The 11,810-nt window shown below is 60.2% G+C and carries 18 protein-coding genes; 2 read left to right on the forward strand and 16 right to left on the reverse strand.

Annotated elements, in window-relative coordinates; genetic code table 11:
- Positions 1-147: 147 nt before the first annotated feature.
- From WJS89_RS10325 to WJS89_RS10335, 4 genes are all read right to left on the reverse strand, one after another.
- Complete coding sequence (locus WJS89_RS10325; RefSeq protein WP_346340851.1) at positions 148-561, reverse strand: PRC-barrel domain containing protein; 414 nt, start codon at positions 559-561, stop codon at positions 148-150.
- Between the two features lie 78 nt (positions 562-639).
- On the reverse strand, positions 640-1,362 hold the full coding sequence (locus WJS89_RS12460; protein WP_431994008.1) for a uroporphyrinogen-III synthase: 723 nt from the start codon (positions 1,360-1,362) through the stop codon (positions 640-642).
- Positions 1,359-2,324: a DMT family transporter gene (locus WJS89_RS10330; protein WP_346340852.1), complete on the reverse strand. Its 966-nt coding sequence runs from the start codon at positions 2,322-2,324 to the stop codon at positions 1,359-1,361. Before WJS89_RS10330 ends, WJS89_RS12460 begins: the two co-directional genes overlap by 4 nt.
- Positions 2,325-2,369: 45 nt before the next feature.
- Positions 2,370-3,380, reverse strand: a complete 1,011-nt coding sequence (locus tag WJS89_RS10335; protein WP_346340853.1) for a rod shape-determining protein — start codon at positions 3,378-3,380, stop codon at positions 2,370-2,372.
- 272 nt (positions 3,381-3,652) lie between these two features.
- Between WJS89_RS10335 and rnk the strand changes: the two genes are divergently transcribed.
- A complete protein-coding gene (rnk, locus tag WJS89_RS10340) occupies positions 3,653-4,075 on the forward strand; it encodes a nucleoside diphosphate kinase regulator (protein WP_346340854.1) in 423 nt (140 codons plus the stop codon).
- A gap of 17 nt (positions 4,076-4,092) precedes the next feature.
- Positions 4,093-4,704: a phosphatase PAP2 family protein gene (locus WJS89_RS10345; protein WP_346340855.1), complete on the forward strand. Its 612-nt coding sequence runs from the start codon at positions 4,093-4,095 to the stop codon at positions 4,702-4,704.
- 94 nt (positions 4,705-4,798) lie between these two features.
- On the opposite strand, the gene WJS89_RS10350 is transcribed toward WJS89_RS10345, so the two are convergent.
- The 12 genes from WJS89_RS10350 to WJS89_RS10400 form a co-directional block, all read right to left on the reverse strand.
- Positions 4,799-6,076, reverse strand: coding sequence for a tyrosine-type recombinase/integrase (locus WJS89_RS10350; RefSeq protein WP_346340856.1), 1,278 nt, complete (start codon positions 6,074-6,076; stop codon positions 4,799-4,801).
- A gap of 271 nt (positions 6,077-6,347) precedes the next feature.
- The gene (locus WJS89_RS10355; protein ID WP_346340857.1) at positions 6,348-7,364 is read right to left on the reverse strand and encodes a tyrosine-type recombinase/integrase; all 1,017 of its coding nucleotides are present in this window, start codon (positions 7,362-7,364) and stop codon (positions 6,348-6,350) included.
- Positions 7,250-7,630, reverse strand: coding sequence for a helix-turn-helix domain-containing protein (locus WJS89_RS12480; protein ID WP_489743265.1), 381 nt, complete (start codon positions 7,628-7,630; stop codon positions 7,250-7,252). Before WJS89_RS12480 ends, WJS89_RS10355 begins: the two co-directional genes overlap by 115 nt.
- A complete protein-coding gene (locus WJS89_RS10360; RefSeq protein WP_346340858.1) occupies positions 7,567-7,977 on the reverse strand; it encodes a hypothetical protein in 411 nt (136 codons plus the stop codon). The genes WJS89_RS12480 and WJS89_RS10360 overlap by 64 nt, the downstream gene beginning before the upstream one ends.
- A 105-nt stretch (positions 7,978-8,082) precedes the next feature.
- The gene (locus WJS89_RS10365) at positions 8,083-8,487 is read right to left on the reverse strand and encodes a hypothetical protein (RefSeq protein WP_346340859.1); all 405 of its coding nucleotides are present in this window, start codon (positions 8,485-8,487) and stop codon (positions 8,083-8,085) included.
- Positions 8,484-9,107 carry a hypothetical protein gene (locus tag WJS89_RS10370; protein WP_346340860.1) on the reverse strand — a complete coding sequence of 208 codons (624 nt, stop codon included), beginning with the start codon at positions 9,105-9,107 and terminating at the stop codon, positions 8,484-8,486. Before WJS89_RS10370 ends, WJS89_RS10365 begins: the two co-directional genes overlap by 4 nt.
- Entirely contained in the window at positions 9,097-9,309 is a 213-nt protein-coding gene (locus WJS89_RS10375; protein ID WP_346340861.1) for a hypothetical protein, read from the reverse strand. The genes WJS89_RS10370 and WJS89_RS10375 overlap by 11 nt, the downstream gene beginning before the upstream one ends.
- 101 nt (positions 9,310-9,410) lie before the next feature.
- A complete protein-coding gene (locus tag WJS89_RS10380) occupies positions 9,411-9,797 on the reverse strand; it encodes a recombination protein NinB (protein WP_346340862.1) in 387 nt (128 codons plus the stop codon).
- Positions 9,794-10,138: a DUF968 domain-containing protein gene (locus WJS89_RS10385; protein ID WP_346340863.1), complete on the reverse strand. Its 345-nt coding sequence runs from the start codon at positions 10,136-10,138 to the stop codon at positions 9,794-9,796. The genes WJS89_RS10380 and WJS89_RS10385 overlap by 4 nt, the downstream gene beginning before the upstream one ends.
- Entirely contained in the window at positions 10,138-10,572 is a 435-nt protein-coding gene (locus WJS89_RS10390; RefSeq protein WP_346340864.1) for a single-stranded DNA-binding protein, read from the reverse strand. Before WJS89_RS10390 ends, WJS89_RS10385 begins: the two co-directional genes overlap by 1 nt.
- The gene (locus WJS89_RS10395) at positions 10,569-11,204 is read right to left on the reverse strand and encodes a lambda exonuclease family protein (RefSeq protein WP_346340865.1); all 636 of its coding nucleotides are present in this window, start codon (positions 11,202-11,204) and stop codon (positions 10,569-10,571) included. The genes WJS89_RS10390 and WJS89_RS10395 overlap by 4 nt, the downstream gene beginning before the upstream one ends.
- Positions 11,197-11,802 carry an ERF family protein gene (locus WJS89_RS10400; RefSeq protein WP_346340866.1) on the reverse strand — a complete coding sequence of 202 codons (606 nt, stop codon included), beginning with the start codon at positions 11,800-11,802 and terminating at the stop codon, positions 11,197-11,199. The genes WJS89_RS10395 and WJS89_RS10400 overlap by 8 nt, the downstream gene beginning before the upstream one ends.
- Positions 11,803-11,810 lie beyond the last annotated feature (8 nt).

An 11,810-nucleotide genomic window follows, 5' to 3' on the forward strand; every position in this document is an offset into this window, starting at 1 on the left:
GCACCGAAACGCTCACGCAAACTGTCGTTTTGGTTTCGGGCGCCACGCACCGAGAGCGTATGACCCCGACTTCGCGTTCTGCATCGTTCAGACATGAAATCCTTCCAGCTCGTCTTCTCGAACACCGGAAGTGTCAGGCGTCAAAATTCACTCCAACTGCGCGTCCGGCAGGGCAGCGATATCGTCCATCGTCATCGAGGACGAGAGATCGGTATCATTACCGCGCCGCGCAAGTTCGAGACCTTCGATCGGAATGGTCACGTAGCGATCAGGATCGCTGTCCTCAACCTCGATGAGCAGTTCGGTGGCATTGCCGTCGGCGTCTTTCGTCACCGATTCGATATCGCCGAGTTCGGTTCCATCCGATGCGAGCAGATCGGCATCAAGAAGCTGGCGTTCGGTCAGGCCCAATGCGACCGGCGTGTCGCCTGCTTCGCGGGCGCTCTCTTCAGCGGCCTGCTCGATCCTGTCCTCGGTCCGATCTGCAGCCTGCTCCTCGGCACTGTCGCATGCGGACAGCAAAATGGCGGAGCCCAGCAATATCGGAGTGAACGTCTTCATCGCGAATTCCTTTCGTTTTTGCGTCAACCGACCAATGAGCGATGGATGAGGTCCGTTCCACGGACGCTCGGCGCTGAGTCATTGGCTCAAATGTTGGAAGAGTCGCAGCATGCTATCCTCGTCGGGTCGGTCTGCGATGCGAATGCGAGCGTCTGGAAGTCCCGCAAACGGCGCAGCTGCGACGCGCGAGATGCAATAAATGGAACCTGCGAAATCGGTCGGAACGCCATCGATGACATGCCTTACAATTCGACCGCCGCGCGGGGAGTGAACCAGTATACCGTCAATGCTCTTCAGCGGCACCAGTGCGGCGGTGAGTTCGCCTATAGGAACAGCCCGAGTCTCGTAGACCAGGATCTTTCTGGCTGCATAGCCAGCCTTCTTCAGATTACCGACTAGGTCGCCAGCAGGCTGTCGAGCGGAACAATGGAAGACCGTTCGACCGACCGGGATTTCTTGGCGGACAAGATGCTCGAGAGCGCGAACGTCGCCACTTGCGGATCGCACATCGCGGTAGCCCGCTGCAATTGCCGCGCGAGCGGTGCGGTCCCCTACTGTGAACACGGGAAGCTCGAGCATCTTCCTGTTGAAATCATGGAAACGGACGCCGTGAGCAGATGTGAAAACCAGAGCGTCCGGGTTGTCATGGGGCCAGACCGTTCGAATTGCGCGCGGTTTGAGCACTGGGACCGTCAGGGCGCATAAACCCATTTCGCGTAGACGGGTCGCCGTATTGGCGTTGTCGGGTTCGGTTCGAGAAACCCAGAAGATGGGACGCGCAGTCGCTGGGTCGCCATTCATTCGGCGCGACCTTCTGAGGCAGGGTTCCGCCGATTTCCTCGAGCGATGGTCCCGGCGGGCGGCTGTTGTCCGCGTCCGGCGAACAGAATGCCCCCCATGATCAGGATGAAGCCGATTGCATGGAAGGCATAAAGTCGCTCACTCAGAAAGATAACGGCCAGGCCGGCGCCAAGCACCGGCAATATATTCATATACATGCCTGTTCCAGCCGAACCGATCAGTTCCACTCCACGGTTGAAGAGCAGATAGGCGACGACAGAAGGGAAGATACCCACGTAGCCTATCGCCAGAAAGGCGTCCGGCTGTCCTTTTATCAACCTGTCGGACTGGATCTCGACAGCATAGAAAGGAGCGATAACAGCGATGCCAATAACGAGCGTCACGGCAAAGAGGCTTAACGGATGGATCGAGGGCCTGCGTCGCAGCATGACAGCGTAAATCGACCACAGAAATACGGCAGAAGCGATGATCAAATCGCCCGCGTTGAATTGGAGGTCGGCGAGCGCGCCAACGTTGCCGCGAGCGATAATCGACAGAACGCCAACCAATGCAACGACCGCCCCGACGATCTGGCGCCATGAGGTCCTGTCGCCCATGGCGAGCAAACCCACCAACAGAATGAGCGCCGGTTGACCGGATTGCAGCAACATCGCGTTGAGCGCGGTCGTTTCCTGAAGTCCGGTGTAAAGCAGCGTGTTGAAAGCACCGATCCCCAGGGACCCCAGGACGGTGAGAATCCTCCAGTTTTCGCGAATGAGAGGCCAATCGCGCTTCAGATACTGCCAAGCGAAAGGGAGTACGATGAGGAGCGCGATGCCCCATCGCCAGAACGACAGTGCTACAGGCGGGACAAGATCGCGCGCGGCACGCGCTACGATCGCATTGCCGGCCCAGAACAGAGCGGTGAGGGTCAGCAAAACGTAGGCGCGCGACCATAGGTCACCGAGCGCTCGCGCAACCACGTTCTTTCTCCTGTGATTATGAGAAGTGGGCTAGTAAGGCCGCGCTCAGTTTTCCATCAGCTGCTGAAGACCTCTTGCAACGCAACCTGAAGCATCTTCGGCCAACGTCACCGGAACACCGCATTCGCGCGTGATCGCATCGGCTAGAAAACGCGCGCATATCCCCCCGCCAGTGGCGACTATTCGTTCGCTCAGCAAATCTGCGGCGAGGTCTGGCGACAGCTCGCTAAGCACAAATCGGGTAGCTTCGGCGAACCGGTCAAAATGCTTCTTGAAAACTTGGTCGAATGCCGATGCTTTCAAAGTAAGCGTCCCTGGCAGCCTGGTCCGTAGATCGCGACCGTTTACTGAAACAGCATCTTCATCCTGCGAAGTCTCGCCACTCCGGGACGAGAGTTCTCTCTTCAGGTTTTCCGCCGTTAGCCGCCCAATCAGAAATTGATGGTTCGTCTGTAAAAATTCCGTTAGAGCTTCGTCCAAGCTCTCGCCACCTAGGCGAACCGTACGATGGTTGCATTGCCCATCCATCGAGAAAACTGCGACCTCGGTCGTGCCCGCGCCGCATTCGACAATCATCGATGCGCGAGCCTCGCCCACGGGCAGTCCGGCCCCGATCGCCGCAGCGAAGGGTTCGCGGATCAATTCGATCCGACCGAATCCGGCATCGTCCGCGGCAGCGAGCAAAGCATTCGCTTCCGCCTTGGTGGCGTCGGCAGGAAGACCGATTAGAGCGCGAGGACGGGATCGACGAGTTCTTCCCGAGATTGACGCGAGGCCGTGTGCCAGAAGCGCGCTGGTTGCTTCGATATCCTGGAGGACACCCCTCGCCAGAGGACGACGAACACTGAACGTCCTGGGGACCCGGTCCACCATCGCAAGGACTGCTTTTCCAGCCGCAATGAACCGAGAACGCCCATCAAGATCTCGAAAATAGCAGAGTGACGGTTCGTCGAACACGCACCCCTCGCCTCGGGTCACCATGCGCATATTGGCGGTTCCCAGATCGATAGCCAGATCCGGCTTTTGCCGCCGTGCGAAAGAATGAAAATTGAACATTGCAGAATAATAGCCCTCTGAGACGCGAATGTCGCTGGGATTTATCCGGGCAGACGAAAGCTTACCATAATTTGACGAAACCGAGATTTCGGCGCACATACTGAGAATGGTATTTCCGCGTTCTCAGAAGCGTCACTTCGCTCATGCAGGTCAGCTGCCCGCACGGGCGCGCGCCTCGTCTCGATCGCAATAGGCGAGTTCGGGACGAGGCTCCCGAACCTTCATCAGCCCTGGCCGCGCTATCAAACCGGCCCTTATTGCGAGATATTACCATGTCGAATTCAATTGGCGGCGAAAAGCCGGAAATCCACCTTGTAGACAGCGAAGCCGATGCCTTGTCAGAATTGGCGATGGCCGCCGAAGCTCGCTCCCCTGAAATGACCACAAAGCTTTTTGAAGAGATCGATCGTGCCATAATTCACACGCGTGAAGAGCTTCCTGCCCATATCGTGACCATGGGTTCTCGTGTCGAATTTGTCGACGAAGGCTCCGGCGCAAGTCGGACCGTCGAACTGGTCTGGCCGGGCGAGGCTAACTTGGAAGAAAATCGCTTGTCAGTGATGACTTTGGTCGGAGCAGGATTGATCGGCATGCAGGAGGGCGCCGCGATCGAGTGGCCGGACAGGGCCGGTCATGTTCGATGGTTGCGGATCGCTAAGGTGATTCAGCCTGTCCAAGGTGAAGAGGCTGCCTGATCCTTAATGGGAGTGCCATGACCAAGAGGGGCGTCCGGATTCCAACAAGCGCGCATCCATGGGCCTTGGCGAGCTTCCTGACAGTACTGTGGCTTCTGGCGCTGTTCCTCGGCGGCGCGGAATCCGATCTGGATCGTCGAATATTCCTAGCACTTCATCCCGGCGAGCAGAGTTCGCTAGTGAAGTTGGCATGGGCGATCACCTGGCTGGGTGACTGGTTGGTACTCGTTCCGATCGGGGGGCTGGCGACGGGATTGCTTTTTTCGCAAGGTCGAAGATTGGATGCATTTGCCTTGGTCGCGACGATCGTTGTGGTTCGTATCCTGGTGGCGCTTCAAAAAATTCTATTCAATCGCGACCGTCCGGATTTTGAGCAGTGGATGATAGAATATTCTGCCAGTTTTCCGAGCGCACATGCGGCCAACTCGGCTGTAACATTTCTCGCAATCGCGATCCTCATGAAGAAGTCGCGGCTAGCGATCATCATTGCAGTGGTGCTAGCAGCCGCCGTTGGGTTGAGCCGCATTGTTCTCGGCGTTCACTGGCCGACCGATGTCATCGGCGGTTGGGCGTTCGCCGGGCTCGCGTTGCTCATCTTCTCGAGAGTTCGTGGGCGACAGAACTGTTGAACAATTGCCGTCGGACATCCCGGTTTCGAAAGGCAGCTTTCGGGAACGAGGCGTCATGCCCGGAATGGCGGATTGTAGGGCGCAAAGCTGACAGCTAACACCGCCGACCCTCGAGCAGCGACGACGCTGGCGGCAGGCCGTCGAGCAGCATATCCGCCCAGATCGCTGCCAGTTCGCGCCGCCGTGGCATGTAGGCCGCTCGGTTATAGATCCCCTCGACCCCTTGCGGCTTGTGCGCGAGCATCAGGTCGATCACCTCGCGGTCGCCCGGCCGCCCATGCTCGAGCGCCCATTCGTTCATGATCGTGGAAAAGGTCGAGCGCCAACCGTGGGGGCGATGCCTGCCCGCCCATTCCGGCAGGCGACGATAGAGGGCGCTCAACGTGCTGTCGCTCATCGGGCGATTGATGCCGTGCGGACTGCCGAACAGCAGCTTGGCGTTGCCCGCTAGCCTGCTTGCCGCGTCGAATATCTCGTCGGCCTGCGGGGGCAGGGGAACCACGAACTCGAAGTCGTCATCCTCGCGCTGCGCCCTGCGACCCTTCATATGCTCGGCGGGGATGCGCCAGCGCGCCTTCTCGGTTCCCGCATACTCGCGCTCGTTCGGCTCACAATAGCGAACGGCCTCGGATCGCACAGCCTTGACCGCCAGAAGCCGCGAGGCCAGTTTGACCTGCGGCTGCGCGGGTGCCGCTTCGACCGCAAGGATAAGCTCGCGTGCTTCCTCAATCGTGCGGAGCGCAGGGTGCCGTCGGAAGGTCACCGGCTTCAATGCCTTGCCGACCATCGCCGCGGGGTTCGTTTCCGCGAGCCCCATGCCGATCGCCATCGCGAAGATCGCGTCGATGCGCTGACGCATCCGGTGCGCCTGGTCGCCGCTGCCGCGGTCCTCGATGCGCCGCAGCACGGAAAGCACGTCGGGCGCTTTTAGATCGCCGATGGGACGCGGGCCGATCAACGGAAAGGCGTCGGCCTCGAGCGTCCGCATTACGCCCTTTGCATGGCGATCGCGCCAGCGCGCGGACATACCATCGTGCCATTGGCGGGCCAGCGCCTCGAACGTCGCTTCCTGCCCAATCTGCACGCGGGCCTTCGCGGCCTCCTGTTCGTGCTTGGGATCGCGGCCGGCACGGCGCACCTCGTCGGCCTCATCGCGCAGGCGGCGGGCATCCTTGAGGCCCATGCCAGGATAGCGACCGAAGACGAGCTGCTTTTCCTTGCCGCCGATCCGGTATTTCCATCGCCACGATTTCAGGCCCGAGGGCGCGACGTAGAGAAAGAGCCCCCCTTGATCGAAGAGCTTGTAGGGCTTCTCACGCGGCTTCGCGTTTCGGCAGGCTGTATCGGTCAACAAGGCCGTGCCCCCAACCATCTGGGGTCCGTGCCCCCACTGTGCCCCCATTTGTCGCGCATGACGAGGTTGTGCGCGGGAACGCATGGGAATGCAAATCTGGCGGGATTGCGTGCGAGACCGGCGAACATGGGGCACCTCGGGAACGCTTGGAAAAGCTGCGCGGTGCCGGCTGCAGGAGTCGAACCCGCGACCTTCGGTTTACAAAGCCGCAGGCCGTTCTTATTTTGTCCCGTCTTTTCTGGCACAATTCCGCGACAAACGCAATGTCGAACCGCTGTTCCTGTGCCCCCTAACGTGCCACCCCATGCATAGCGGCTTGCTTCTGTTCGGGCGTCAAATGGGCAAGATACACCTCGGTCGTGCGGATGCTCGAATGACCGAGAAGCTGCTGCAGTTCGTAGATGCTGCCACGCCGATCGCGTAGGAACTCTACCGCATAGAGGTGGCGTAGGTCGTGGAAGCGAAACGGCCGGAAATCCTGCCCTTCCTGCTGTGCCCGCCGCTGTGCCACCCTTCTGATTTTCCCGAACCGGCTTTCGGGCGATGCCCAACGCTGCCCTTCGCCGTGCCAAAAGACGAATGGGCTGCCGATATAGGGAGGCTGCCGATCGGCTATGGCCTGCAGCTCCGGCGTATAGGGAATGACGCGCAGCTTGTTGCCCTTGCCGATGATCTCGATTGCCGATCGTTTCAGGTTGGAATGCTGCAGGCCGAATATCTCGCCCTGGCGCATCCCCGACCGCCGCGCCCACTCGATCGCATCGGCGAACCGTGGCGGGGCTGCAGCCTTCACCGCTTCGATCGAGGCGTTGTCTGGTAGGACGATCGGATCGCGCTTCTCTTTCATGCGTCTGTGGCGCACTGTCAGCGTTGGGTTTTCTTCGATCCAGTCCTCGTCCATGGCAAAGGCCAACACGCTCGATATTGCCGTAAGATCGCGCCGGATCGTCGCAACGGTCACCCCCTGCTTTCTTCGCTCTCCAATCATCTCGCGCAAAAGCGAAGTGTCGATTTGGCTGATGCGCTTCCCGTCCAACCATTCTCGGCATTGCTTGATGCTGGTGATGTAGCGCTCGCGAGTGCGAGGTGACACATCGCATCCCCGCAAGCTCCACTGGATCATCGCGTCGTTCCAAGTCTTTGCGGTCTTTTCGCCGTAAGACTCTCGCTCGATTTCCCTGCGCCATGACTTTAGCCTGCGCTCCGCTTCCGCTCGAACAGGCGTTCGTAGGCTTCGTCTATATTCATGGCCGTTGAGCTTGAAACGCGCCCACCATACTTCACCGCGCTTGTAGAGGTTGGCCATGGGGAAGGTTTGTTGCCTGATCGCGCCCACCGCCGCAATAGCCGAACGTCGAATGTCCATCGGCCAAGCGGCTTACCGGCACCAGGCACAAGGCCGCGCGAGGCCGCGTCTTGCAGGGTCCGCTGTGGGATCCCCGCAATCCGCGCAGCCTCGGCGCTACCAACGCGCTCAGGTGCAGGAAAAGACGCTCGGCTCGCCATAGCTAGTCGCGTGCCTTCTGGATGGCTGGGGTTGGGGCCATCGGCGTTGCCGAAGCGGCTTCCCATGCACCGATGGCGCTCGCCAGAAAGTCATATGCTTCGTGTAGGGGCATCCATCCCGCATTTGGCCAATTCCCGTATCCTTCTTCGTGATACCATTCGGGTTCGCCCACAGGATCGCCACCGATGCCGAGCGACCAATGCTCGCCACGCGCCCGAAAGTAGAACGGTTCCCCCTTTACTGTTCCTTCGATTTGAACGGGGCAGTTGCCGCCAGCATAACTGATATTGCACTGCATTTTCCGCAGAAGCTCTACGCGTTGCGGGCACTCACGTTCTTCGATTGCGTGCTGGCGGTCGAAGGCGGGCTTTAAGATCTCGCGTAGTCTTTCGATTTCGCTCTGAAGGCTCATCACCCTCTCTCCGCGATAGCGATCGACGCCCGAAGGGCCGAGACGTGAAACAGGCTCGGTTTACGAGAGCGCGGGCCTGTAGGCATCGCCCCACCCTTGTCGGGATTACTCATCTAACCCTCCTTCGATAGCTGTGCGGGCATCGTTGGCAGCGCGTTTTACGTCATCCCATTCGCCCTGCGCCTGCATGGCATAGCCTAGCAGCGTGGGGCTGCCGTCAGGTTCGACGTGCACCATGTCCTCAACTGGCAGCGCATCGACTTTTGCAACCAGTCGCTCCAACGCCTCTCTCATTCTCTCTACCTGTGGGTTAGCAGCGAGGGCGGCGCGAACATAACCTCGCCAAAGATTTTTCGACGTTTTCTCGACAGCGTTCCAGTCGGCCTCGTGAACAGATGCCGTGTTCTCCGCTACGTAGTGAAGCCACATAGCCTTAGCACCCCGCTCCACAGCATCTTCCGATACGCCACCTTCGCGTTGCGCGATCCGCGTTTCAACAGACTGGTTCATACCAATTCCTCCACCTTCTCTGCACGGGCTATGGCTTCATCCCGTTCGACCTTCGCGTCTGCCAGTGCGTCGAGCATCTTTGTCGAGGCCTCGACTGCGCGTTTGTTCGCCGCCGAGTATCCTTCGCACCAAGCATCGTGCAGAAGGTGGTCGTGAGGGTAGGGGCATTCGGGAAACATCCGATCCAACACCAGGCCATCGCGTTCATTGGTCATCGTCGGTGCCTTTCGGTGGGGGTGGGAGGGGCATCGGTCGCCACAGTTCGGGGGATACAGGCCCGACAAAGCCTCCATCACCTCCACCAGCACCGGATCGGTCTTGGCAAGGAAGCGTTCGGTGTGGGCGGCGAGGAAGGCTTTTCGCTCCGGTTCGCCCATATGTGACCACCATCCGTGCGACACCATAAGGCCGGTTTCTTCCAGCGCGTCAGAAATAAGATCGCCGTGTCGCGTTTCGCTGTCGGGGGTGGGGTCGGGGAATAGCTTGTCGAGGACGTCGAACGCTTCTGCCTTGTTCCGCATCCACGAATCCGTGTATTTGGCCCAGCCCCGCTTGTCGGCGTATTCGGCCGCCTTCGCCTGCTTCTGTTCGGGCGTCATGGTGATGGGTTCAGTTGGCATGGGTAGTGTCCTTTGCGCGGAGTGCGGCGATGCACTTGCTGCAATGCACGTCCTCGAAACGACCCGTCCGAGCGCCCCCTGACGGCACGCTTTTCTCGTCGCAAAGCGTTCGCAGGCTTTCGACAAACTCGTTATCCGAAGCCGCGCACAAATGACCGCGCCACACGCGGGGCAGCCCCTCGATCAGTTTATTATGTGTCATCGGACCTCCTTTGGGGCCTTCCCCTACGGGGACCGCGCTCTCGTCTTCGACCGAGCCTGTTTCACGTCTCGGCCCTACGGGCTTCGATCGACTAGGCCGGGTCATGCTGCTTCATCCTGCAAGCTCACCTCATGCCGAGCGGCGTATTCCGCGATCAGCTCCATCAGATCGCTCATCTGCTGCTTGGTTAGGCGCGAGGACCGAAAGCCGATCGGCACCATCCCTTCGCCGTCCAACCCATGCTCGAAGCGCACCTGGTGGCCCAAGGAGTGCATGAAGAGCGCCTTCCACACTTCGGGGGCCAACTCTCTGCCTTCGGGCTTGGCGCGGCTTATATCGCCCAGCATCGCCCACATACGGGCGTTCTGGTCGGTCGTGCGGGTGGCCTTACGGAAGTTCGCAACGACACCATCGGGCGCGCTGTCGATCAACCGTTTTGCCCGCTCCCGATTGCTGGGCGTGGACAGGATGATGGTGTGTCCGGTCATCGTTCACCCCACGGATCGTCCAGCTTTCGGCGGTGTGGCGAGGCGCGATAGAACTCCCGCGCCATCGCCATCAGGTCGAGGCCGTATTTCTTCTCGAACGACTTTTCCCCGCGATGGCTTTCGTCATGATGCGCTCGGCACAAGGCAACGGTCTGCGCGTCACTCGACTTCTGGCTCATGCCCCGCGTGCTGGCGCGGTTGATATGCGCGACCTCGATCGGCATTTCCGCACAGCCGGGGACGGAGCAATAGTGGCCCCGCACCCAGTCACGGTGCGCTGTTGAACGCAGCCGTGCCTTGGGCTTGTAGTGGTCGGGTTGAAGTCGAGCGGGGAGAGGCATCAGCCGACACGCCCTTCCCAAGCCGGATCGTTGCTCGCAAAAGGAACGTCGTCGTCCATATCCCCGCCAATATCCGTGGCACGGGACGAGCCTTGACCCGCCCCGCTGCCATAGCCACCGCCCGATGCGGGGCTTTCATTCCGATTGCCCATGAAGGGGTCGATGCCCGACACGTTGACGTTGAACTGCGGCTTGCCCTCGTATTCGTCGTGGACAAGCTCACCGCTCACGTAGACCTTCGCGCCCTTGGTGAGATACTGGCGCAGCTTGTCGCCACGCTGACCCCACAGGCTGCACCGATACCAGATGGTTTCCTCGTTCTCGCCGTAGCCCTGGCGCACAGCGACGTTGAAGCCGGTGACGGAGCCACTGCGGGTATCGCGGGTTTCGGCGTCCTTGCCGATGTTGCCGGTGATGTGAATAATCTGGCTCATGCTGCTTCCTTCTGTTCGTATCTGTTGCGGAGTTCGGTCACGGTCGTATCGACCTCGCCAAGAAATGCGGTCACGGCCTCTTCCATTTCGGCAATGAGAGTATCGTCCCGTTCGACGCGCTGGATGCTCAAGGCCATCGTCTCGGGCATCCGAGGATCGAAGCTCACGAAGTCGCACCAGGCGCGGCCTGTGCAGGCCATTTGCCACTGGATTTGCAGGAGATACTTCCTGTCGATCGGCTTGCCGCCCAGCGTGTCGATATGCGTTGCCGTATTGGGACACTTGATTTCGACCAGCCCGTCGTCGCCCACCAGCCCGTCCGGCGATGCGCCCGAGTTCGGGATCGTGGGGTGATCTGCGAACCCAACCTCGACCACGGGGGTCAGTGTCTCGCGTTCATAGGCTTCGCGGGCGGCGGCTTCCGTATCGGTTCCCCACTGCATCGCGGCATTGGTGAACGTGTCGGCGGCTTGGCCCGACAGGCGTTCGGCAACGAGCTGAGCGCGGTAGTTGCGGCGTCCGGCGGCTTCCCCGCTTTTGACCGTCGCCATCACGTCCGACAGTTTGGAGGCCGTGACCTTGCCAAGACGGCAGGCGAACCATTCGGCGGAGCCTTGGTCAAAGCTATGCATCGACAGGCTCCTTGGCGGGGGCCATCTTTTGCAGCTTGGCGATTGCGGCTTCGGCCTGCTGGCTCGACAATTCCTTGAGACTGCCGATCTTGTAGGCATCGCAAATGTCCTTAAGGGACTTGCCCGCACCTTCCGCCAAGGTGACGATCATGTCGCGTTGATCGTCCGTGATCGGCGCGGCCTGCTTGGCAGGAGGCGGTGCAGCTTGCGCGGCGTTGCCATCGTCATCGTCCGAAGGAACACCGAACGCGGCCTGGAGCGAGTATCGCTTGCCGTAGGTAATGGCCGAACCCATCGCTTGCGCCTTGTTGGCGTCCACGGGGATGGTGAGCTTGCCGAACGACAGGCTTTCCCCGTTGGCGTGATAGAGGATCGTCTCGACCGTCACCCCACGCTCGTCATTGGTAACGGGCTGGGTGAAGAACAGGTCGTGTTCGATCAGCGCGGGCTTGATGGCCTGGACCACGCTGGCGAGGTCGGCATAGGTCGATTTGAAATGCGGGTTCTTTGCATCCTTGACCGCCACACCGATCTTGGCGAATGCGGCTGCCATTGCGCTATACAGGGTGGCAGCTTCCATGGTGGTTTCCTTGTTCATCGTGTCGC

The organism is Sphingomicrobium aquimarinum, from assembly GCF_039655735.1.
Classification (GTDB): Bacteria; Pseudomonadota; Alphaproteobacteria; order Sphingomonadales; family Sphingomonadaceae; genus Sphingomicrobium; species Sphingomicrobium aquimarinum.

What these genes read in the sequence shown, in the direction of transcription:
- WJS89_RS10335 (WP_346340853.1), bottom strand. Translation starts at nt 3,380, where the DNA reads ATGTTCAATTTTCATTCTTTCGCACGGCGGCAAAAGCCGGATCTGGCT.
- WJS89_RS10395 (WP_346340865.1), bottom strand. Translation starts at nt 11,204, where the DNA reads ATGCATAGCTTTGACCAAGGCTCCGCCGAATGGTTCGCCTGCCGTCTT.
- WJS89_RS12460 (WP_431994008.1), bottom strand. Translation starts at nt 1,362, where the DNA reads ATGAATGGCGACCCAGCGACTGCGCGTCCCATCTTCTGGGTTTCTCGA.
- WJS89_RS10375 (WP_346340861.1), bottom strand. Translation starts at nt 9,309, where the DNA reads ATGACACATAATAAACTGATCGAGGGGCTGCCCCGCGTGTGGCGCGGT.
- WJS89_RS10355 (WP_346340857.1), bottom strand. Translation starts at nt 7,364, where the DNA reads ATGGCCAACCTCTACAAGCGCGGTGAAGTATGGTGGGCGCGTTTCAAG.
- WJS89_RS10390 (WP_346340864.1), bottom strand. Translation starts at nt 10,572, where the DNA reads ATGAGCCAGATTATTCACATCACCGGCAACATCGGCAAGGACGCCGAA.
- WJS89_RS10365 (WP_346340859.1), bottom strand. Translation starts at nt 8,487, where the DNA reads ATGAACCAGTCTGTTGAAACGCGGATCGCGCAACGCGAAGGTGGCGTA.
- WJS89_RS10380 (WP_346340862.1), bottom strand. Translation starts at nt 9,797, where the DNA reads ATGACCGGACACACCATCATCCTGTCCACGCCCAGCAATCGGGAGCGG.
- WJS89_RS10385 (WP_346340863.1), bottom strand. Translation starts at nt 10,138, where the DNA reads ATGCCTCTCCCCGCTCGACTTCAACCCGACCACTACAAGCCCAAGGCA.
- WJS89_RS12480 (WP_489743265.1), bottom strand. Translation starts at nt 7,630, where the DNA reads ATGGGAAGCCGCTTCGGCAACGCCGATGGCCCCAACCCCAGCCATCCA.
- WJS89_RS10350 (WP_346340856.1), bottom strand. Translation starts at nt 6,076, where the DNA reads ATGGTTGGGGGCACGGCCTTGTTGACCGATACAGCCTGCCGAAACGCG.
- rnk (WP_346340854.1), top strand. Translation starts at nt 3,653, where the DNA reads ATGTCGAATTCAATTGGCGGCGAAAAGCCGGAAATCCACCTTGTAGAC.
- WJS89_RS10400 (WP_346340866.1), bottom strand. Translation starts at nt 11,802, where the DNA reads ATGAACAAGGAAACCACCATGGAAGCTGCCACCCTGTATAGCGCAATG.
- WJS89_RS10370 (WP_346340860.1), bottom strand. Translation starts at nt 9,107, where the DNA reads ATGCCAACTGAACCCATCACCATGACGCCCGAACAGAAGCAGGCGAAG.
- WJS89_RS10360 (WP_346340858.1), bottom strand. Translation starts at nt 7,977, where the DNA reads ATGAGCCTTCAGAGCGAAATCGAAAGACTACGCGAGATCTTAAAGCCC.
- WJS89_RS10345 (WP_346340855.1), top strand. Translation starts at nt 4,093, where the DNA reads ATGACCAAGAGGGGCGTCCGGATTCCAACAAGCGCGCATCCATGGGCC.
- WJS89_RS10325 (WP_346340851.1), bottom strand. Translation starts at nt 561, where the DNA reads ATGAAGACGTTCACTCCGATATTGCTGGGCTCCGCCATTTTGCTGTCC.